Origin of the sequence: Salinivibrio sp. SS2 (assembly GCF_001722075.1) — a bacterium.
In the GTDB taxonomy this organism is placed as follows: domain Bacteria; phylum Pseudomonadota; class Gammaproteobacteria; order Enterobacterales; family Vibrionaceae; genus Salinivibrio; species Salinivibrio proteolyticus.
Genome location: NZ_MEBP01000132.1, coordinates 1 through 20,564 on the forward strand (window position 1 = coordinate 1; position 20,564 = coordinate 20,564).

Annotated in this window: 16 protein-coding genes; 7 read left to right on the top strand and 9 right to left on the bottom strand. The window is 51.0% G+C overall.

All coding sequences use genetic code 11. The features are described 5' to 3' along the window. Nucleotides 1-36: 36 nt before the first annotated feature. From leuD to leuA, 4 genes are read right to left on the bottom strand one after another with little or no spacing between them, the layout of a single operon-like run. Entirely contained in the window at nucleotides 37-639 is a 603-nt protein-coding gene (leuD, locus tag BGK46_RS16030) for a 3-isopropylmalate dehydratase small subunit (RefSeq protein ID WP_069590982.1), read from the bottom strand. Between the two features lie 9 nt (nucleotides 640-648). Then, nucleotides 649-2,070: a 3-isopropylmalate dehydratase large subunit gene (gene leuC / locus BGK46_RS16035; protein ID WP_069590984.1), complete on the bottom strand. Its 1,422-nt coding sequence runs from the start codon at nucleotides 2,068-2,070 to the stop codon at nucleotides 649-651. Between the two features lie 21 nt (nucleotides 2,071-2,091). Next, a complete protein-coding gene (leuB, locus tag BGK46_RS16040) occupies nucleotides 2,092-3,186 on the bottom strand; it encodes a 3-isopropylmalate dehydrogenase (protein WP_069590986.1) in 1,095 nt (364 codons plus the stop codon). 2 nt (nucleotides 3,187-3,188) lie between these two features. Further along, nucleotides 3,189-4,751: a 2-isopropylmalate synthase gene (leuA, locus tag BGK46_RS16045; RefSeq protein WP_069590988.1), complete on the bottom strand. Its 1,563-nt coding sequence runs from the start codon at nucleotides 4,749-4,751 to the stop codon at nucleotides 3,189-3,191. A gap of 521 nt (nucleotides 4,752-5,272) precedes the next feature. Between leuA and BGK46_RS16050 the strand changes: the two genes are divergently transcribed. The 5 genes from BGK46_RS16050 to ilvN all read left to right on the top strand — a co-directional run bounded on the left by BGK46_RS16050 (nucleotide 5,273) and on the right by ilvN (nucleotide 11,497). Beyond that, nucleotides 5,273-5,812, top strand: a complete 540-nt coding sequence (locus tag BGK46_RS16050; RefSeq protein ID WP_069591008.1) for a phosphatase PAP2 family protein — start codon at nucleotides 5,273-5,275, stop codon at nucleotides 5,810-5,812. Beyond that, nucleotides 5,809-6,936, top strand: coding sequence for an MJ1255/VC2487 family glycosyltransferase (locus BGK46_RS16055; RefSeq protein ID WP_069590990.1), 1,128 nt, complete (start codon nucleotides 5,809-5,811; stop codon nucleotides 6,934-6,936). The genes BGK46_RS16050 and BGK46_RS16055 overlap by 4 nt, the downstream gene beginning before the upstream one ends. An 85-nt stretch (nucleotides 6,937-7,021) precedes the next feature. Continuing rightward, nucleotides 7,022-8,884, top strand: coding sequence for an AMP-dependent synthetase/ligase (locus tag BGK46_RS16060; RefSeq protein WP_084781542.1), 1,863 nt, complete (start codon nucleotides 7,022-7,024; stop codon nucleotides 8,882-8,884). Nucleotides 8,885-9,281: 397 nt separating this feature from the next. Further along, the gene (locus BGK46_RS16065; protein WP_069590994.1) at nucleotides 9,282-11,000 is read left to right on the top strand and encodes an acetolactate synthase 3 large subunit; all 1,719 of its coding nucleotides are present in this window, start codon (nucleotides 9,282-9,284) and stop codon (nucleotides 10,998-11,000) included. After that, nucleotides 11,000-11,497, top strand: coding sequence for an acetolactate synthase small subunit (ilvN, locus tag BGK46_RS16070; protein WP_069590996.1), 498 nt, complete (start codon nucleotides 11,000-11,002; stop codon nucleotides 11,495-11,497). Before BGK46_RS16065 ends, ilvN begins: the two co-directional genes overlap by 1 nt. 59 nt (nucleotides 11,498-11,556) lie before the next feature. Here the strand turns inward: ilvN and treC are convergent, their stop codons facing one another. The 3 genes from treC to treR form a co-directional block, all read right to left on the bottom strand. Next, the gene (gene treC, locus BGK46_RS16075; RefSeq protein WP_069590998.1) at nucleotides 11,557-13,221 is read right to left on the bottom strand and encodes an alpha,alpha-phosphotrehalase; all 1,665 of its coding nucleotides are present in this window, start codon (nucleotides 13,219-13,221) and stop codon (nucleotides 11,557-11,559) included. Nucleotides 13,222-13,279: 58 nt separating this feature from the next. Next, nucleotides 13,280-14,698, bottom strand: a complete 1,419-nt coding sequence (gene treB, locus BGK46_RS16080; protein ID WP_069591000.1) for a PTS trehalose transporter subunit IIBC — start codon at nucleotides 14,696-14,698, stop codon at nucleotides 13,280-13,282. Between the two features lie 144 nt (nucleotides 14,699-14,842). Continuing rightward, complete coding sequence (gene treR, locus BGK46_RS16085; protein ID WP_069591003.1) at nucleotides 14,843-15,799, bottom strand: trehalose operon repressor TreR; 957 nt, start codon at nucleotides 15,797-15,799, stop codon at nucleotides 14,843-14,845. A gap of 153 nt (nucleotides 15,800-15,952) precedes the next feature. Here treR and BGK46_RS17670 point away from each other — a divergent pair, with 153 nt between their 5' ends. Then, complete coding sequence (locus BGK46_RS17670) at nucleotides 15,953-16,105, top strand: hypothetical protein (protein ID WP_167370403.1); 153 nt, start codon at nucleotides 15,953-15,955, stop codon at nucleotides 16,103-16,105. Here BGK46_RS17670 and BGK46_RS16090 read toward each other — a convergent pair. Both BGK46_RS16090 and pykF read right to left on the bottom strand, forming a co-directional pair. Beyond that, on the bottom strand, nucleotides 16,083-16,760 hold the full coding sequence (locus BGK46_RS16090) for a hypothetical protein (protein ID WP_069591005.1): 678 nt from the start codon (nucleotides 16,758-16,760) through the stop codon (nucleotides 16,083-16,085). The two genes, BGK46_RS17670 and BGK46_RS16090, sit on opposite strands and share 23 nt — an antisense overlap. A 130-nt stretch (nucleotides 16,761-16,890) precedes the next feature. Continuing rightward, a complete protein-coding gene (gene pykF, locus BGK46_RS16095; RefSeq protein WP_069591007.1) occupies nucleotides 16,891-18,303 on the bottom strand; it encodes a pyruvate kinase PykF in 1,413 nt (470 codons plus the stop codon). Between the two features lie 600 nt (nucleotides 18,304-18,903). Here pykF and BGK46_RS16100 point away from each other — a divergent pair. Continuing rightward, complete coding sequence (locus BGK46_RS16100; RefSeq protein ID WP_175418672.1) at nucleotides 18,904-20,319, top strand: transporter substrate-binding domain-containing diguanylate cyclase; 1,416 nt, start codon at nucleotides 18,904-18,906, stop codon at nucleotides 20,317-20,319. Nucleotides 20,320-20,564 lie beyond the last annotated feature (245 nt).

Here is a 20,564-nt window from a genome sequence, read left to right on the forward strand (position 1 = left end):
TTCGCAGTTGAATCCGCGAGTGGTTAAAGTGTTGTCTTATGCCAAAAAGGCGGGAATGTTTTGCTCAAAGCGCGAGATCTCAGCGTCGTGCTGAAGCGTGAGGCCAATGCTATCTAATCCTTCCAACAAGCAATGACGGCGAAAATCATCCATCTGGAAGCTAAAGCAGTGTTCACCGGCACGGATGGTTTGGGCGGGCAAATCTAGCGTTACCGTCGCGCCTTCATTTTCGGCCACATACGTAAATAAAGCATCGATTTGGCCTTCTTCAAGGGTTACCGGCACCATTTGGTTATTAATGCAGTTGCCATAGAAAATATCGGCAAAACTGGGGGCGATAATCACTTTAAAACCGTAATCATCCAGCGCCCAAGGAGCATGTTCGCGTGACGAGCCACAGCCAAAGTTTTCGCGGGTGAGTAACACGCTCGCCCCTTGGTAGCGCGCTTGATTGAGCACAAACTCGGGGTTCGGCTGTTTACCCGCATCGTCTAAAAATCGCCAATCGTGAAACAGGTGCTGACCAAAGCCAGTGCGGGTGACTTTTTGCAAAAACTGTTTAGGGATGATCGCATCAGTATCGACGTTCGCAGCATCCAATGGGGCAACAATGCCGGTATGAGTGTGTATGCCTGACATAAGGCCTCCTTATAATTGGTTAACGTCAATAAAATGACCGGCAATAGCAGCGGCGGCGGCCATCGCAGGGCTGAGCAAGTGGGTGCGGCCTTCACGGCCTTGGCGGCCTTCAAAATTACGGTTGCTGGTGGACGCACAGCGCTCTTTAGGACCCAAGCGATCGTTGTTCATTGCCAAACACATTGAGCAGCCGGGCAAGCGCCACTCAAAGCCCGCTTCGCGGAAAATCACATCCAGCCCTTCTTGCTCCGCTTGGGCGCGCACCTGCTCGGAGCCCGGCACCACCATGGCATGTACACCCTCTGCCACGCGTCGTCCTTTGGCGACCGCGGCGGCTGCGCGCATGTCTTCAATCCGTGAGTTGGTGCAAGAGCCAATAAAGACTTTATCGATGTGGATATCCGTAATGGCTTGGCCTGCTGTCAGTCCCATGTACTTTAAGGCTCGCTCAGCCGAGTGGCGTTCTATCGGGTCGGTCATGCTCTCTGGAGCAGGCACGCTATCATGCACACTGACCACTTGGCCGGGGTTGGTGCCCCATGTGACTTGATGATGGATTTGACTGCCATCGAGAGTGACCACGCGATCAAAGTGCGCATCGGCATCCGAGTGCAAGGTTTGCCAATACGCAACGGCTTGCTGCCATTGCTCGCCTTTAGGGGCAAATTTTTTGTCTTTTAGGTAGGCAAAGGTGGTGTCATCTGGCGCGATCAGGCCAGCTTTGGCACCTAATTCGATGGCCATGTTGCAGACCGTCATTCGCCCTTCCATCGACAAGGCAGTGATAGCGTCCCCGCAAAACTCCACCACATGCCCAGTGCCGCCGGCATGACCGACCTTGCCAATAATCGCTAGGACAATATCTTTGGCAGTGATCCCGGGGGCTGTTTTGCCCGTGACTTCAATTTTCATCGTGCGGGCGCGGGATTGCTTGAGTGTTTGGGTGGCCAGTACGTGTTCGACTTCTGAGGTGCCAATACCAAAGGCGAGGGAGCCGAAGGCACCGTGGGTTGCGGTGTGCGAATCACCACAGACGATGGTGGTGCCGGGCAGGGTAATGCCAAGCTCGGGGCCCATCACATGCACAATGCCTTGGTAAGGATGATTTAAGTCGTACAGAGTGACACCGAACTCTTCGCAGTTTTTGGCCAAGGTTTCCATTTGGATGCGCGCCATTTCCCCTGACGCGTTAATGTCTTTGGTTTCGGTGGAGACATTGTGATCCATGGTGGCGAAAGTTTTGCTCACTTGGCGCACGGGGCGCCCTTTTTCACGCAGGCCATCAAAGGCTTGTGGTGAGGTCACTTCGTGCACCAAATGACGGTCGATATACAGTAGCGGCGCTTCGCCTGGCTGCTCGGTGACCACATGGGCTTGATAGATTTTTTCATACAAGGTCTTAGCGCCTTGTTGGGTGTTTGCATTCGACATAGCTCGTATCCTTACGGGTAATTATTCTGCGCCTTGGCGGATATACGCGGCGATACGATCGCCCATTTGTTCGGTACTCAATGCGGGGCGGTTACCCGCTAGATCCGCGGTCAACTCACCGGCCGCCAGCGCGTGGCTGACTGCATGCTCAATCGCGCAGGCTGCGTCTTCTTCGCCTAACGAGTAGCGCAGCATGAGCGCGGCGGAGAGAATTTGCGCCACTGGGTTGGCGATATTTTTACCCGCAATATCGGGTGCAGAGCCGCCGGCGGGTTCATACAAACCAAATTTACTCGCGTTCAAGCTCGCGGATGGCAACATGCCCATTGAGCCAGTGATCATGGCGCACTCATCGGAGATGATGTCGCCGAAAATGTTCGAGCATAGCATCACATCAAATTGCGACGGGTCTTTGATCAGCTGCATGGTGGCGTTGTCGATATACATATGGCTTAAGCGGACATCTGGATAGTCCTTTGCTACTTCTTCTACCACTTCACGCCACAGCATCGAGCTTTGCAGCACATTGGCTTTATCGATTGAGCACACGTGTTTGTTGCGAAGCTGGGCCGATTGAAAGGCAATACGGGCAATACGCTCAATTTCATAGCGATGATAGACTTCCGTATCAAACGCTTTTTCCTCGCGGCCTTCTCCTTCGCGCCCTTTGGGCTCACCAAAGTAAATCCCGCCGGTCAGCTCTCGCACTACCACGATATTAAACCCTTTGTCGGCAATGTCGGCGCGCAGTGGGCAAAAGCCTTCGAGACCGGTATGGATTTGTGCTGGACGCAAATTACAAAACAGACCAAAGTGCTTGCGTAGCGGCAGTAAGGCACCGCGCTCCGGTTGTTCGGTTGGCGGTAAATGCTCCCACTTGGGGCCGCCGACTGAGCCAAATAAAATCGCATCCGCTTTTTCACAGCCGGCCAAGGTGTGTGCTGGCAAAGGGGAGCCGTGGGCATCAATCGCGGCACCACCCACAGGATAATGCTGACGCTCCAAGGTGAGTGAGAATCGCTCACTCACCGCATCAAGCACTTTTTCGGCTTGCGCCATTACTTCGGGGCCGATACCGTCGCCGGGTAAAATTGCAATCTGGTGTGCGCTGGCCATGGTTATACTGTCTCCTGTTTTAAGTGGGATTGTTCCTTGATCTGCGCAATTTTATCCGCGCGATAGATGGCATTGATCACGTGCAATAGCGCCTCACCGGAGGCTTCGATAATATCGGTTGAGACCCCGGTGCCGTGATATTTACGGCCCTTGTAGTTGGCAATAATGTCGGCTTGACCGAGACCATCTTCCCCTTCTCCTTTGGCAGTCAGATCGAATTTATCCAGCTCAATGTCATAGCCGGTGATCCGATAGATGCACTGATACAAGGCATCGACGGGGCCGTTACCGATTGCCGCCTCGCGTTTTTCTTCATCGCCACATTGCAACTTGATGCTGGTGGTCGCCATTAGGCTGCCCGATTGCACGCCTAGATAGTTGAGCTTATAAAAGTCGTCCTCTTCTTTGAGGTTGTTGAAGAACATCAAGGCTTCTAAGTCGTAATCGAACACCTGACCTTTACGATCTGCCAGCTGCAAGAATGACTGATACAAGGTGTCTAAATCGTAGTCTTGCTCGGTATAGCCAAGGTTTTCCATGTGGCTTTTCACCGCGGCGCGGCCGGAGCGGCTGGTCAAATTCAGCGCTTTTTTGCCCAACCCTATCGACTCTGGCGTCATGATTTCGTAGGTATTTTTGTTTTTCAGCATGCCATCTTGGTGAATGCCAGAAGAGTGGCTAAAGGCATTGGTACCGACCACGGCTTTGTTGGGCTGGATTGGCATGTTGCAAAGTTGGCTAACCAGCTTACTGGTGCGTGCGATTTCGGTGTGATTTAACTTGGTTTCCACACCTAATAAGTCGGCGCGGGTTTTTAAAATCATTGCAATTTCTTCCAGCGCACAGTTACCGGCGCGTTCGCCGATGCCATTAATCGTGCCTTCCACTTGGCGGGCGCCGGCTTGTATGGCGGCAATGGAGTTGGCGACTGACATCCCCAAATCATCATGGCAGTGGACAGAAATTACCGCTTTGTCGATATTGGGGACGCGATTAAACAAGGTTGCAATGATATCGCCGAATTCACTGGGAACCGTATAGCCGACGGTGTCGGGAATATTAACGGTGGTCGCACCGGCATCAATCGCCGCTTCCACCATACGGCACAAGTTATCTATTGGGGTGCGCCCGGCATCTTCGCAGGAAAATTCCACATCGTCCGTGTATTGGCGCGCGTGCTTGACGGCGCGTACCCCCATCTCGACCACGTCATCGTAGCTGCGGCGAAGCTTATCTTTTACATGAATGGTTGAGGTGGATAAAAAGGTGTGGATACGAAAAGCGTCGGCGGCTTTGAGGGACTCAGCGGCAACATCAATGTCTTTAGGGACGGCGCGAGATAAGGCACAAACACGCGCATGTTGCATATGCTCAGCGATGGTGCGCACCGATTCAAAATCGCCCGGTGAGGAGACTGGAAAACCGGCTTCAATAATGTCGACGCCCAGTCGGTCTAAGGCTTGGGCGATCTGCAACTTCTCTTTCACGGTTAAGCTGGCGGATAAGGCCTGCTCACCATCGCGCAAAGTGGTATCAAAGATGATGACCTGACTGTTGTCGCTCATGTGTGACTCCCTGTTGTGTTTGCTCGCCGCCTTCATGGCTCTCTTAATGGGCGCTGTGTTTTATTTTGACGGCGTTAGATACAAAAAAACCCGCGTCTGGCGCGGGTTTTTGACATTTGGCATTCACTGATTGCTGCCCAATACCTACCCGCGCGACCGAGTCACGATAAGGAGGAGGATGAGGCGTAGTGTAATCAGTGTCATGAACTATCCATTCAATATGTTTGCTGGTTACAGAAATAACAGAGCGGCGGGGAAAGCGTCAATCACAAAAAAATAAAAAAATGGATCTGATTAGTTAACCCGCTTAAAACCAGTTTATTACACTGCTTTTGAGCGTGTAATTCGAAATAAACGGCTGTTGGTTGCGAGGAAGTTATGCAGTTAGATAGCACTTTCTCTGTGTCAGGACGACAAACTACAGGGATTGTTATCTTCATCAATATGACCTCATAACGTCACCCCGTTGTCATACCCGCTGACTAGAGTTTGACCATCAGCTAACCGAAAGCGGGGGCATGATGAGAAGCTTTACAGCGATTCAACGTTTTGACCATACGGTGTCGTACCTGTGCCTTTCTCATCGATTTAGTGCAGCGACAGCCAAAGTAGCGCGGGTGATATCACACTCTGGTGATGGGCCGTTATATGCAGGAATTGGCTTGGCCGCATGGTGGCTAGACGGTGCATTTGGCTTATGGTTGTTGTGCACTGGAATCGTCGCCTTTGCGATTGAATTGCCCATCTATTGGGTTCTTAAACGGAGCTTCCGTCGCGCACGGCCTTCACAGCTGCCCGCTTTTATCACGCCCTCAGATTTATACAGCATGCCCTCTGGCCACACGGCGGCCGCTTTTTTAATGGCTTCGCTGATTAGTACCTTTTATCCCCCCTTGGCGACAGTGGCCTTTATTTGGGCGGGGTTGATTGGGCTGTCCCGCGTATTGCTGGGGGTCCATTTTGTTAGCGATATTCTGGTCGGCGCGGTGTTAGGACTTCTCTGTACTGCGCTGGCACAAAACATCACCGACGATCTTTACTGGATGGCGGCAAGTACATGAAGCTTTTATACGGTGTGCAAGGAACCGGTAACGGCCATATTTCACGGGCAAGGGCGATGGCAAGGGCCCTAAAAGCGTATGACGTGAGTGTGGATTTTGTCTTTTCTGGACGACCTGCCGAGCGCTATTTTGATATGGCGCCGTTTGGAGACTATCGCACTTTTACCGGCATGAGTTTTATCAGTCGCGACGGTAAAATTGCGCTGCTTGAGACGGCAAAAAAGCATCACGTTCGGCAACTTTATCGTGATATTCGCGCGCTCGATGTTACGGGCTACGACAAAGTGGTATCCGATTTTGAGCCTATCACGGCTTGGGCGGCACGTCAGCAAGGCGTACCCTCCGTGGCGATTAGCCATCAAGCTGCATTTGCCCATGCGGTCCCTAAACAGGGAGAAGGACTGATAAACCGGCTGATTATGCGTTATTTTGCGCCGACGGATCATGCCATAGGGCTCCATTGGTATCACTTTAATCAGCCGATTTTGCCCCCCATCATTGATATCGGCAGTGATGACAGCCTTTCACTAAAAGCGAGTCAATCAGAGGACGTCTTGGTCTATCTTCCTTTTGAGTCACTCGATGCAGTGACGGCGCTGTTACTGCGCTTTAACCAAGGTTTTGTCTGTTTTCATCCAGATGTGAAGCAAGGTTATCGGCGAGAGAATATTCGCTTTATGCCACTTGGGAAAGCCAGCTTTCATGCTACGCTAAAGGCTTGCCAAGGTGTGATAGCGAATGGTGGCTTTGAACTGCCTTCTGAAGCATTAACCATGGGGAAAAAGTTGTTGCTAAAACCCTTGGCAGGACAGTTTGAGCAGCTGAGTAATGTGGCAACGCTGGCACAATTAGGGTTGGCGCACGCCATGACACACTTAGACGCTCGCGCGGTGAGAGATTGGTTGAAAGCACCGGCCACCGGCGAGATCCGTTACCCTGATGTCGCAAGAGCGTTAGCGGAGTGGCTGGTCAAAGGTGAGCTCGACCAAACACACAGTTTATTTCACCAGCTTTGGTCGCAGGTCCGTTTTCCAGAAGCGGTTGAAGAGTGTTTGCTGGATATTAGCCGCCCGCATCCACGTCGACGTCAGCATCCCTTACTGTTAAACCGCTTAATGCGCTGACCGCCCAATAACGGCGGTCTGGTCTGTTGAATCACGTTTTTACATTTTCGCTAGAGCATTCACTCAATTTCTCTTGAGTTTGGTGATGCGCTCGGTAAACTCGCTGCCATTATTGAGCGTACATGTGTTCGCCAAACGGCGATCCAAGAGAGACACAGTGAACACCCAAAATCATATCGTCACGCGCATCCGCGAGCAAATTACTGCCCAAGGTGAACGCGAAGCTATCCGTTTTCAACAACAGTCACAGTGGGCGAGTATCAGCTGGCGCCAACTGGGCGAGCGCATCGACCAGCTATCACGCTGTTTACTCAAAGCTGGTTGTCAGGTTCAGCAAACCGTCGCTATCTTTGCGCCGAACAGTGAAAAATGGGCGATGTTGGACTATGCCGCGTTGCAAATTCGTGCCGTGCCGGTGCCGATTTACGCAACCAGTACTGATCAGCAAGCGGCACACATTATCAATGATGCGGACGTGCAATGGATCTTCGCCGGTGACGAGCAACTGGAGAGCGCGGTTGCAGCCCTTGAACACTGCCCCAATGTCAAAGGGGTAATCGCCCTCAACCAAGAGGCACAGGTACCTGCACATCCCAAAGTGTGGGACTGGGCCAGTTGGTTATTGCAAGACGATCGCAGCTATCAAGCCGAACTAGACGCGCGCATTGATGCGCGATGCATGGATGATTTGATCACCTTGATTTATACCTCCGGCACCACGGGCGATCCGAAAGGGGTGATGCTGGATTATGCCAATGTTGCGGCGCAGCTGGAGGTACATGACCAAGTCTTAGCATTAAGCCCCGATGATGTGTCCTTGGCCTTTTTGCCGCTTTCTCATGTGTTCGAGCGCGCCTGGAGCTATTACGTCCTGCACCGCGGGGCGGTGAACTGTTATCTTTCAAACCCGCTTCAGGTGCGTGATGCATTGGCGGAGATTAAACCGACGGTGATGTGTGCGGTACCGCGTTTTTATGAAAAAATTCATGGTGCTATTCACGACAAACTCAGTCGGGCCACCGGTGTTAAACCGCATTTATTCCGTTGGGCGCTGCGCCAAGGCGAGCGTCATGCCAGTCAGTTACGCGCTGGTCAATCACCGTCGCGACGTCAGCAATGGCAATTAGCGTTGGCCGACAAGCTGGTACTGAGTAAGCTGCGTGCGCTATTGGGTGGCAAAATGCGCTTGATGCCATGCGGCGGAGCGCGTCTTGACCCTGACATCGGCGCGTTTTTCCACGCCATAGGCATTAACGTCAAGCTCGGTTATGGCATGACCGAAACCACCGCCACGGTTTCTTGTTGGGACGATACGCGCTTTGACCCTCATTCGATTGGTTATCCGATGCCAGGGGCGGAGGTGCGAATTGGTGCGGATGATGAAATTCAAGTTCGCGGGCCAATGGTGATGCGGGGTTACTTTAATCAGCCCGATGCGACTGCAGCCACCTTTACCGAGGATGGTTTTTTGAAAACCGGCGATGCGGGATATCTCGATGCCAAGGGCAACGTCTTTATCACCGACCGAATCAAAGAGCTGATGAAAACCTCTGGCGGTAAATACATCGCGCCACAGCGGGTAGAAGGCGCTTTGGTGCGCGATCATTTTATTGATCAGATTGCGGTAGTGGCAGAGGCGCGTCATTTTGTATCGGCCTTAATTGTGCCTTGCTTTGATGCCTTGGAAGAGTGGGCGCGGGCGGCCAATATCAAATATCAAAATCGCAAAGAGCTGCTGAAACACGCCGATGTGGTGGCCTTGTTTGAAAAGCGCTTGCAGAGCTTGCAACACGAGTTGGCCAAATTTGAGCAAGTCAAACGCTTCACTTTATTGCCGCAGGGCTTTTGCATGCACAGTGGCGAGCTCACGCCGACCATGAAGCTGCGCCGTAAAGTGATCCTTTCACGTTACCAGCACCACATTGAGGCAATGTACCAGCGTCAATGATGTGTAAAGGGGACGTTTCTCATCGATGAGAAATGTCTCCTCTAACGGCTATTTTCACGTCGTTTTTCTCCTCGGCTTGTATAGTAAATCTGGCAAACTTGTTTTCTTGTAGTGGATCTTTCCGATTTCCCACCTCCCAATCAGTGTTATCCAGCAACATTCACTCAACATTTAGATTAAAAATGTAAATACTGATTAGCTAATAGACAGTTTTGCAAATAAAACGTTACATTGATTGCAGCTTCATCCGAAGCAGGCCAAGTGACAATCTAACGCCGCCTTACCGCCAGTATTTGGTTTCGATGTCCGCGTGGTGAGTGACCACCAGTACATCTAAGAGTAAGGGGCAGGATTAGGCTAAAAGTAAGTCCTAACTATGCAAACAGGGAGGCGTAGAGTGGAAATGTTATCCGGTGCCGAGATGATCGTGCGTTCCATGATCGATCAAGGCGTAAAACATATTTTTGGTTATCCAGGCGGATCAGTACTGGATATATACGACGCATTGCACGAAAAGAGTGATATCGACCATGTGTTGGTACGCCACGAACAAGCCGCGGTCCATATGGCTGATGGTTATGCGCGTGCCACGGGGGAAGTGGGCGTGGTGCTGGTCACGTCAGGCCCAGGGGCAACCAATGCGATTACTGGCATTGCCACCGCGTACATGGACTCGATCCCCATGGTGGTTTTTTCTGGCCAAGTCATGAGCGGCCTGATTGGCAATGATGCCTTCCAAGAATGCGATATGGTGGGGATCTCCCGCCCGGTGGTCAAACACAGCTTTTTAGTCCAGCGCGCTGAAGATATTCCTAACATTGTTAAAAAAGCCTTTTATCTTGCCTCAACGGGACGTCCCGGCCCTGTGGTGGTGGATATTCCTAAAGACATGCTGAATCCGGCACAAAAGCATCCTTATCAGTATCCAGACAGTGTACGCATGCGCTCTTATAATCCGACCACCTCGGGACATAAAGGGCAGATAAAGCGTGGCTTAAAAGCACTACTGGCGGCGAAAAAACCAGTATTGTATGTCGGTGGTGGCTCAATCATGGCCGATTGCGGCGAACAAATCCGCCAACTATCAGAAAGCCTTAACATCCCTGTTGTCAGCACCTTGATGGGGCTAGGCGCGTTTCCCGGCACCCATCAACACTCGCTGGGTATGCTGGGCATGCATGGCACCTACGAAGCGAACATGGCGATGCACCAAGCCGATCTGATCTTTGGTATTGGTGTCCGATTTGACGATCGCACCACCAATAACTTAGAAAAATACTGTCCCGATGCCACCATCATGCACATTGATGTCGACCCATCGAGCATTTCTAAAACCGTGGCGGCAGACATTCCTATCGTCGGCTCGGCGGACGCGGTACTAAATAGCATGCTGAAATTGCTGGTGGAGCAAGGTGGCAGTAACGACAGTGATGCGATCAGTACTTGGTGGCACAATATTCAAACTTGGCGCGAGCGTCAGTGTTTGAAGTATGACGTGGATCCGGAGCGCATCAAACCGCAGCAAGTGATTGAAACCTTGTATCGCCTTACCGATGGCGAGGCCTATGTAAGCTCCGACGTGGGTCAGCACCAAATGTTTGCCGCACTCTATTATCCGTTTGATAAACCACGTCGTTGGATAAACTCGGGCGGCTTGGGCACCATGGGCTTTGGGCTACCCGCCGCCATGGGAGTGAAGTTCGCGCTGCCGGATGCGCAGGTGGTGTGTGTCACCGGTGATGGCAGTATTCAAATGAATATTCAGGAGCTGTCCACCGCACTGCAATATGATATCCCGGTGGTGATCGTTAACCTCAACAACCGTTTCCTCGGCATGGTCAAACAATGGCAGGACATGATTTATCAAGGCCGCCATTCGCACTCGTATATGGACTCGGTGCCGGACTTTGCCGCGATTGCCGAAGCCTATGGCCATGTGGGGATGCGCATTAGCCATCCGTCTGAGTTAGAAGCCGGCCTAGAAAAGGCGCTGGCAATGAAAGATCGCTTGGTGTTTGTCGATATCCATGTCGATGAAACTGAGCACGTGTATCCGATGCAGGTACGCGGTGGGGCGATGAATGAAATGTGGTTGAGCAAAACGGAGAGAACCTAATGCGCAGTATTGTATCGGTTTTAATGGAAAACGAGCCGGGTGCCTTGTCGCGCGTGGTGGGTCTGTTCTCTCAGCGTGGCTACAACATTGAATCACTGACGGTGTCACCCACCGATGATGCGACCTTGTCGCGCTTAAATATCACCACGTCAGTGGTCAGCAATGCGGACCGCGAGCAAATCGAAAAGCATTTGCACAAGCTGATTGATGTACTGAAAGTGAGTAATGTCACCGAGAGCGATCACATTGAACGTGAACTGGCGTTGGTGAAAGTGAAAGCGAGTGGCTACGCCCGCGCAGAGGTAAAACGCACCGCCGATATTTTTCGGGGGCAAATTGTCGATGTGACGGCTTCACAATATACCGTGCAGCTGACGGGCGACAGTGACAAGTTGGATGCCTTTATTCGCGCGGTCGGTGAAATTACCGAGATCATTGAAGTGGCACGCAGTGGTGTGGTGGGTATTGCACGCGGCGAGAGAGCGCTGCGCCAGTAACCCAAGCAACTGGTCGTGATAAGGAAAATGGCACGCCAAGGCGTGCCATTTTTTGTGGATTAAGCGGGGTTAATCAAGTACACCAAGGCTTCATAGGGTGCCAATTGCATTTCTGGCATCAAGGGCTTGGCTTCTGGATAATTATGGCTCACCAAGTCTGCGTTCGGGGCAGGGGCGACAGGCAAGGTCGCTGTGACCGGCTCGCCATAAAAGTTACACACTACCACCAGTTGGCTGTCGCCATTGTCGCGACGATACGCGAGCAGCTGTGGGTGGTCAGGCAGCAAGTCCTGATAATCCCCTTCACGGATCACGGGTAAGGTTTTCCGCAGGGAAATTAGCTGCTTGTAGTGATAGAACACCGAGTTTTTATCCGCCAGTGCGGTGTCGACATTGACGTCAACATAGTTAGGCGCAGGCTTGAGCCACGGTGTGCCTTTGGTAAAACCGGCGTTTGCTGAACTGTCCCATTGCATGGGGGTGCGCGAGTTGTCGCGTGAGCGTGCCGCCAGAATGGCCAACACTTCCCCTTCAGGCATGCCTTGTTCGCAAAGCAGGCGGTACATGTTTCGGCTTTCGACGTCTTGATAATCATCAATACGCTGATAGCCCGGGTTGGTCATACCAATTTCTTCCCCTTGATACACATAAGGCGTGCCTTGCTGCATATGAATCGCGGTGGCGAGCATCTTGGCGGAGGCAACGCGATGATGGCGATCATCACCAAAGCGGCTGACTACACGCGGTTGGTCGTGGTTACACCAAAACAGTGCGCCCCAACCTTGATTATGTAGGCCGTGCTGCCAAGTACGGAAAAGCTGTTTTAGGGCTAAGAAGTCAAACGGTGCCAGTCGCCACTTCTCGCCGCCCGGATAATCGACTTTTAAGTGGTGGAAGTTAAACACCATGGAGAGCTCTTTGCCATCCGGCGCGGAGTATTGCTGACAATGCTCCAAGGTGGTCGAAGACATCTCGCCCACAGTGACGCTGCCGTAACGTTGGAAAATGTCGCGACTGATCTCTTGTAAGTATTCGTGAACGCGCGGGCCATCGGTATAAAAACGGCGACCATCTCCTTGATGATCATCAGGGAACGACTGATCTTTGGAGATCAAATTGATCACATCGAGTCGAAAACCATCCACGCCTTTGTCGGCCCAAAAAGCCATTACGTCTTTGACTGCTGCCCGCACCGCTGGGTTTTCCCAGTTAAGGTCGGCCTGTTCGGTGGCAAATAAGTGGAGGTAATACTGGCCGGTCGGTTCATGCCATTGCCACGCGCTACCGCCAAATTTTGATTGCCAGTTGTTTGGAACGCCGCCGTTAACCGGATCTTTCCAGATGTAGTAATCGCGATAGGGGCTATCTTTGCTGGCAAGCGCTGATTGAAACCAAGGGTGCTCGGTTGAGGTGTGGTTAATCACAATATCCATGATGATGCGGATATCGCGCTTGTGCGCCTCGGCGAGCAGGGTGTCGAAGTCGTCCATGGTGCCTAGGCTAGGGTCAATCGCATAATAGTCGGCAATGTCGTAGCCATTATCGACTTGTGGCGATACATAAATGGGGGTTAGCCATAACGCGTCGATGCCCAAGGCCGAAAAGTAGTCCAGCTTTTCGATAATGCCCGGCAGATCACCTGTCCCTGTTTGTGTGGTATCACGGAAGCTCTTGGGGTAAATCTGATAAATGGTGGCCGTTTTCCACCAGGGATGTGCGTGCATAATGTCTCTCTTAACGCTAATAAAGCGGGGAGCGTGCTCCCCGCAGACTGAATGGGAGTTAGACGACCGCCAGTTTGCCTTTGCTGGCTTGACGGCGATACATAAAGGCGGTGAGTGCAATAGGCACAATAATGGCAATTAGCATCGCGACCGCGTAAACACCCCAGAACTGTGGCTGAATAGATAAAATACCCGGCAAGCCACCTACACCAATGCCGTTGGCCATCACACCGGAAAGACCACACACAATGGCGGCCAGCGCCGAGCCAACCATCGCGCACAGCATGGGGAATTTGTAACGTAGGTTAATCCCGTACATGGCCGGCTCAGTGACGCCAAGATAGGCCGAAATTGCCGCGGGTACAGAGATTTCACGTTCGTTTTCTTTTTTACTCATCCAAATGATCCCGACAACCGCCGAGGCTTGTGCAATGTTAGACAGAGCAATCAGTGGCCAAATGGGGGTGCCGCCCATCTCTTGCATCAGCTGCAAATCCACCGCGTTGGTGGTGTGGTGAACACCGGTGATCACCAAAGGTGCATACAGGAAGCCGAACAGGGCCGCGCCTATGTAGGCATAATCGCCGGTCATTGCCGAACGGGCTAAGAAGGCCACGCCATTACCAATCTCGCGGCCAAATGGGCCGATAAGGGTGTGTGCCAAGATCACGGAAGTCAGTAGCGCGACAAACGGCACCACCACTAAATACAAATAATCCGGAATAATGCGTTTTAACTGGGTTTCAATAAACGCCAATGCCATCCCCGCAAACATGGCTGGGATCACCTGTGCTTGGTAGCCGACTTTTTCAATTGAGAACCAGCCAAAGTCCCACACTTCAGGCATTTCTTTACCGATAAGATAAGCGTTCATCAACTGAGGCGATACCAAGGTAATACCGAGCACGATACCCAAAATCGGTGTGCCGCCCATTTTTCTGACTGTCGCCCAACACACGCCGACAGGCAGGAAGTGGAAGATGGCTTCGCCAAGCAGCCATAAAAAGCCGTGGGCGGTGGCCCAAAACTCGCTGATCTCGGTTAAGGTTTTGCCATCGAACATGCGGATATCACCGATCACATTACGGAAGCCGAGGATCAAACCACCGGTGATGATCGCGGGGAGAAGGGGAACAAAAATTTCCGCGAGGTGTGAAATCGCACGTTCTAGCAGGCTCATGTTTTTACGCGCGGCTTGCTTGGCCTCATCTTTTGATTGACCCTCGACGCCGGTGGCCTGTTGCAACAGGACGAAGGCTTGGTCCACGCTGGTGCCGATCACAACTTGAAATTGGCCGGCGCTGGTAAAGCAGCCTTTAACCATGGGGATCGCTTCAATGGCGGCGACGTCCGCTTTTTCCGGGTCATTTAATACGAAGCGTAAGCGGGTGAGGCAGTGGCTCACGGTGGCGATGTTGTCTTTGCCGCCTATATGGGTGATCAATTGATCAACGGCATTTTTATTTATCTGGCTCATAAGCAATCCTGTATTGCTGTAGGGTATTCATTGGTAACGTTCCCATTGATTATTGATCGTACTAAGCCAATTATCAGTGGAATCGTTCCCACATTTTGAAAACCATCACACAGAAATTCGTAACTGCTTGATTTTTAGTGTTGGCTAGGGAGTCACCAGATGACAGGGTTGCGTCCAATGTGTGATAGTGGTCACCTCATCATCCAACTGCTTAAGCAGTAACTCAGCAGCATGTTGCCCTGCTTGATGGTAGCCCAGTTCCACACTGACTGCGCGTGGGAACATAAAGCGTAGCATGTCATGGTTGCCAATGCCGCCAATGGCGATGTTTTCACGATTTAGGGTTTGTAGGCGTTTTGCGACCCCTAAGGCGAGGGTATCGGAGGCGCAGACAATGGCGTCAGTCTGCGGGGTTAACAGGCAATCTGTTGCGGCATAGGCGGCATGCAGGCTCATCTCACAACGATGGAGCTGTGGTGAAAGCTGGTGGGTTTGGCAAAAATGTTGATAGGCATCAGAACGGGCGAGACCTGTGGTTTCATCGCGCTCATCAATTCCCAAGAAGGCAATATGACGGCATCCTTGACGATAAAAATGATCCATGACTTGCGTGACGGCACCTTGGTTGTCGTAACTGACGCTGGCGTATTGCTCACTATCAACGGCGAGAACGACACAGTTGGGGGCAAATGGCGCTAGCGCGTTGAGATCACAGCCAGAAAAACCAAAAAAGATAATCCCATCCACATTACGGCGTTTTAGCACATCGAGATGGGCTTGTGCTTTTTGTTGTGAGAACTGGCTTTCCATAATGGCTGCGTCATAGCCTTTGGCATACAAGGTATTGAGCAGTCCCGTCAGTGCGGTGTTCTCTGAGTTGGAACTGAGCTTGGCCACGATCACGCCCACAACACCACTGCGTTGCGCACGCATCGCGCGCGCCGACTTCGACGGTAAAAAGCCATGTTGGTCGATCACCGCTTGTACTTTAGCGCGGGTACTGTCTTTAACGCGTGCGTCATGGTTTAGCACACGCGATACGGTCGATTTCCCCACCCCGGCTAAGCGGGCAATATCCAAAATGGTTAATGGTTTTGTCATTTTTTTCTCTGTGGTAGCGGTAAATCAGTGGCTTAGACTCAGCCTCTTCGCGCGCCATGATAACAGGCGTGATTGGCGCTTGCGATTTATTGATTAATTTGTAAACTACAGCCTGATTTTTGAACAACCATCCTACTTTAGACTGAAATGATGATGAGCCACCCTGTCGTACAAACCATCAACAAGTGCCTAGTGCGCATGACCACACTGACGCTCGCAGTAATGGCATTAAAGCTTAGCGCGATTTATTTGGTGCCGTTAGCGGTACTGATCAAAACGCACTTCAAAGAAATTGTCCACTGGTAAGCGCGGTAAGCTGATCGTCAAGGTGCTGGTTTAGCGATTGCCAGTACTGCTGATAGCGCTTCGTATATGCTTGCGGGCGTGGCGAAACCAAACCGCGCACAATCGGAAATAGCTGTTGCCATTGTGCCAGCCAATCTATCTTCACATCAGGATGGGTGAGATAGCGCTGGTGCTGTGCTATGACTGGTATCAACGCCTTTTGTAAGTAGGGATTGATACCACAAAGCAGCTGGGTGTGCAGGGTCAGGTGCCAATAGGTCATGGTGGTGATATCGGCGCTATCTTTGGCGGGTAAGTGCTGAATAGAATGAATCAGTCCCAACACCTGTAATGCGGTCTGTTCATTCAGTTTGCTCGGAAAGCTATCGATGAACGCACCAAACAGACCTTTTAGGGCTTGAATCAGAACCTGCCAGTCTGCTTGGCTTAATGGTGTGAGCCGATAGCCAAGATGAGGCTGGTAAAGGACCCGTCCCTCTACCGCTAATAAATGCAAGCCATCGCGTGCTGTGGCCGTTGACAGGCTGAGTTGCTCACACAAAGCAGAGACAGTGAGTGGATAATCGCCCTCTGCGCGCGCTGTGAGTGATAACTGGCGGGTTAATATGGCTGCCCAGATTTGCTCCATAGCGTGTTGGGCTTTGGTGAACTTCATAACACTCCCTGTGCTGGGTCGACGAGATTGGCTCGCGACTAAATGCAAGCCTCTTTATCATGCCACCGTGTCATGGATAAAAAAACGCCCCGACATGAGTCGAGGCGTAGGCATTGCTATCGGTGCTTAATTACAGCACGTGCACAGAGGCGGTGTTGGTGGTACCAGAAGGCACAAGCGCGCCTGAAACCATGACCACGATGTCGCCTTTATGCGCCAAACCAGACTCAAGCGCGATGGTTTTGCCGCGACGGTAGAACTCATCGGTGCTATCGATGCTTTCGATCATCACAGGCGTCACACCTTTGGTTAGACACAGGTGAGCGGCTGTTTTCGGGTTGGTGGTAACCGCGATGATGTTTGCCGTCGGGAAGTACTTACGTACTGAGCGTGCTGATTTGCCTGCTTCAGTGGCAACAACAATCAAAGGTGCACCCAACTTCTGAGAGGTATCAACCGCGCCTTTACAGACCGCTTCGGTGATACGCAGGCGATCGCTATCGAGACGAGAACCCAGAGCCGGTGACATTTGACGGTCAGTACGCTCACAGATTTGCGCCATGATGCTCACAGCTTCTACCGGGTATTTACCTTTTGCTGACTCGCCAGACAGCATGACGGCATCGGTACCATCCATGATCGCATTCGCTACATCACCGGCTTCAGCACGGGTTGGACGTGGGTTTTTGATCATTGAGTCCAGCATTTGTGTTGCGGTGATAACCATCTTGCGAGCACGGTTACACTTCTCGATCATCATCTTCTGCGCGAAGATCACTTCTTCCACTGGGATTTCTACGCCCAAGTCACCACGGGCAACCATGATACCGTCAGACGCTTCCAAGATAGCGTCAAAATTGTCGACACCTTCTTGGTTTTCAATTTTAGAGATGATCTTGATGTCGCTGCCGCCGTTTTGAGCCAGCAGCTCGCGGATTTCTTCCACGTCTTCTTTCTTACGAATAAATGAGGCCGCAACAAAGTCAACGCCTTGCTCGCAACCAAATTTTAGATCCGATTTATCTTTTTCAGCCAGTGCAGGCAGGCTCACCGAAACACCTGGCAGGTTAACGCCTTTGTTTTCGCCCAACTCACCGTTGTTCAGTACTTTACAAACGACTTCTTTTTCAGTCGTTTCTAGTACTTCCATCTCAAGCAGACCGTCATCAACGAGTACAGTATTGCCCGCTTTTAGGTCACGAGGTAGGCCGGCGTAAGTGACGGCAACGCGATCTTTGTTACCCACGACAGAGGTGTCTGTGGTGAAAGTGAACGTTTGACCAGCTTCTAATGCGACGTCGTTACCACCTTCGAGTTTGATGGTGCGGATCTCAGGGCCTTTGGTATCGAGCAGAATCGCAACTTGCTTACCGGTTGTCTTCATGACGTTGCGCAAATTTGTGATACGCGCACCGTGTTCGGCATAGTCACCGTGTGAGAAGTTAAGACGCATCACGTTCATGCCTGCATCAACAAGCTTAGTCAGCATCTCTTCCGATTCAGTTTTAGGTCCAATCGTACAAACGATTTTGGTCTTTTTCATCGACGCATTTCTCCGGTCAAAAATTGAAACATAAACTTGGGGCCTAACTGCAAAAGACTGATTTAAATGTAATTAAACAACATAAATAGGTCGTTATCGTGGTGCAGTCAGCAAAATTCTCGCATTTCTCAATGACGTTACCGCAGCCTTCACGCTGAGGTGACGTCACTGTTTTATCGATCGTGAGTATAGATTGTCTGCGTTGATCTGTGTTGATCACGGGCAATAAAGGCGTTGTTGGTGTAATACGATTTCACCCAGTGCCATCGATTCACCATTCACCTCCCATCCTTTGGGCGCGTAAATTTACCACAGCTCACCGTCCAGATCATTACAAGCCGGTGACAGTAATCGGTTTCAGCACGCTTTTATTTTGATGATTACGTTTTCTGTTGATTATCACCCCAGACGACAAGGTGGTTGTTTTATGAGCTTTTAGTGATTCTTTTGTCATTAATGAGTGTGATCTGTCTTCCAATTTGAACTGGATCATGCTTTTTTATTAAGTCTTTTGCGTTCACCTAGAATTTATCTACTATCAGAGCACTTTCGATGGGCTGTCTAACAATGTTTGCGCGTACTTTACGGTTTTTGACAGGGATGCTGCTTATAGTCTGCACTTATGCGAGTACGCAGGTGTGGGCCGATGACGCCTATCTGTCAGAAAAGAAAGACATTTTAGTCGCCACCCATTCTTCAGTGTGGAAGCCTTATAGCTATTTGTCCGACTCAGGCCAGCCCAAAGGGCTGTTGATCGATTTTTGGCAGGCTTATGCCAAATACAATCATGAACCCATTCAATTTGTTCTGTTAGATTGGCCTGAAACCCTCTCTTATATGCGAGAAGGTGGTAACCGTGTGCATGCCGGTTTATTACGTTCGCCTGAACGTGAGCGCTTTTTAGATTTTGCGACGCCAATTTTTAATATCAATGGCTCTTTGTATGTGCAAAACCAGCCGGGCAGTGCGGATACTAAGCCTTTAGCGGCAGGTCAAGTCGTTGGTGTGGTAGCAGAAAGTTATGAATCCTCGTTCTTAGCCAAGCACTATCCGCAAGTGGAGCAACGTAGCTTTGTGAATAACGAGGATTTATTTGCGGCCGCGCTCGAGGGTGAGATCCAAGCCCTTGTGGCAGATAGTCAGGTCGCCAACTTTTACTTTCTGACTCAAGGGAAACCGCTAGCATTTGTCGCGGAGCAAGTTCTTTATACCCGTCCAATTTATGCAGCAGTGCCGAAAGGCAACCAAGCATTGCTCGATGAAATACGTGTTGGGATCAGCCATATTCCGTCTGAGGAACTACTACGGATTAAGCAAAAATGGATTAATACCGAGCGGGTTGAGGCGTATCCCGATTGGCTAATCCCGACCATAGTGATCATGGTAGCATTGAGCGCCGTCGCGTACATTTTTTTCCTCAAGCGCATGGTGTATAAGCGCACGGTTGCCTTGCGCCAAGCCAATGCCCGCTTGCGTGAATTTGCCAATACTGACCCACTGACTCAATTGCTGAATCGACGTGGCCTAGAGGGCTATTTTTCTCGCCTTAAACCCAAACTTCAGCGTCAGCAAGAAATGGGGCTGATCCTCATCGACCTCGATCACTTTAAACAGGTGAATGACAAATACGGTCATATGCAGGGTGATAAAGTGTTAGTGCACCTTGCCAGTTATTTAAAGCGGGTCGTGAAGCATGGCGTCGTGGCGCGTTTAGGGGGCGAAGAATTCTGCGTGCTGTGTCCGGCCACGTCATTAGATGAAATGATCGATATAGCCAACCATATCCGCTGCGATGTGGCAGACAGTGTGTTTGAGTTCGATGGCGCCGAGATTCGTGTCACTGTCAGCATTGGCGCAATTGTATCCAGTGATGTTACTGACGACATTGCTTCGCTGGATTTGGATACCTTGACCCATGCCGCTGACCTTCTTATGTACCGTGCGAAAGACCGTGGCCGTAATCAAGTAATGCTGGCCTCCTCTCAATCAGTGACCACACCTATCGCAGAAGCCTGATACCGTTTTCTGTTAGGTAAAAACACGCTTTTCATCTTCTTTTCTTGCAGCGTTTTCATCATTAAATATACTGTACATACATGGCTCTTCATCGTTCATGGTGGAAAGTCATATCAAGCCCCCCAAAATAGAACAGTATCGCTGTCTTGAACCGTTGTTTGTTTCTAAAGCCTTTGGCTCTAAGCTTCATATATTGGATTTTGGCATTTAACACATCAGCCAAGCAACTCGAAGCATTAAGACCA

Bases quoted from the DNA above. Each gene is read 5' to 3' on its own strand.
- BGK46_RS16060 (WP_084781542.1), top strand. From the start codon at position 7,022: ATGCGCTCGGTAAACTCGCTGCCATTATTGAGCGTACATGTGTTCGCC.
- leuA (WP_069590988.1), bottom strand. From the start codon at position 4,751: ATGAGCGACAACAGTCAGGTCATCATCTTTGATACCACTTTGCGCGAT.
- leuB (WP_069590986.1), bottom strand. From the start codon at position 3,186: ATGGCCAGCGCACACCAGATTGCAATTTTACCCGGCGACGGTATCGGC.
- treB (WP_069591000.1), bottom strand. From the start codon at position 14,698: ATGAGCCAGATAAATAAAAATGCCGTTGATCAATTGATCACCCATATA.
- leuC (WP_069590984.1), bottom strand. From the start codon at position 2,070: ATGTCGAATGCAAACACCCAACAAGGCGCTAAGACCTTGTATGAAAAA.
- BGK46_RS16050 (WP_069591008.1), top strand. From the start codon at position 5,273: ATGAGAAGCTTTACAGCGATTCAACGTTTTGACCATACGGTGTCGTAC.
- treC (WP_069590998.1), bottom strand. From the start codon at position 13,221: ATGCACGCACATCCCTGGTGGAAAACGGCCACCATTTATCAGATTTAC.
- treR (WP_069591003.1), bottom strand. From the start codon at position 15,799: ATGACAAAACCATTAACCATTTTGGATATTGCCCGCTTAGCCGGGGTG.
- BGK46_RS16055 (WP_069590990.1), top strand. From the start codon at position 5,809: ATGAAGCTTTTATACGGTGTGCAAGGAACCGGTAACGGCCATATTTCA.
- ilvN (WP_069590996.1), top strand. From the start codon at position 11,000: ATGCGCAGTATTGTATCGGTTTTAATGGAAAACGAGCCGGGTGCCTTG.
- BGK46_RS16100 (WP_175418672.1), top strand. From the start codon at position 18,904: ATGCTGCTTATAGTCTGCACTTATGCGAGTACGCAGGTGTGGGCCGAT.
- leuD (WP_069590982.1), bottom strand. From the start codon at position 639: ATGTCAGGCATACACACTCATACCGGCATTGTTGCCCCATTGGATGCT.
- BGK46_RS17670 (WP_167370403.1), top strand. From the start codon at position 15,953: ATGAGCCACCCTGTCGTACAAACCATCAACAAGTGCCTAGTGCGCATG.
- pykF (WP_069591007.1), bottom strand. From the start codon at position 18,303: ATGAAAAAGACCAAAATCGTTTGTACGATTGGACCTAAAACTGAATCG.
- BGK46_RS16090 (WP_069591005.1), bottom strand. From the start codon at position 16,760: ATGAAGTTCACCAAAGCCCAACACGCTATGGAGCAAATCTGGGCAGCC.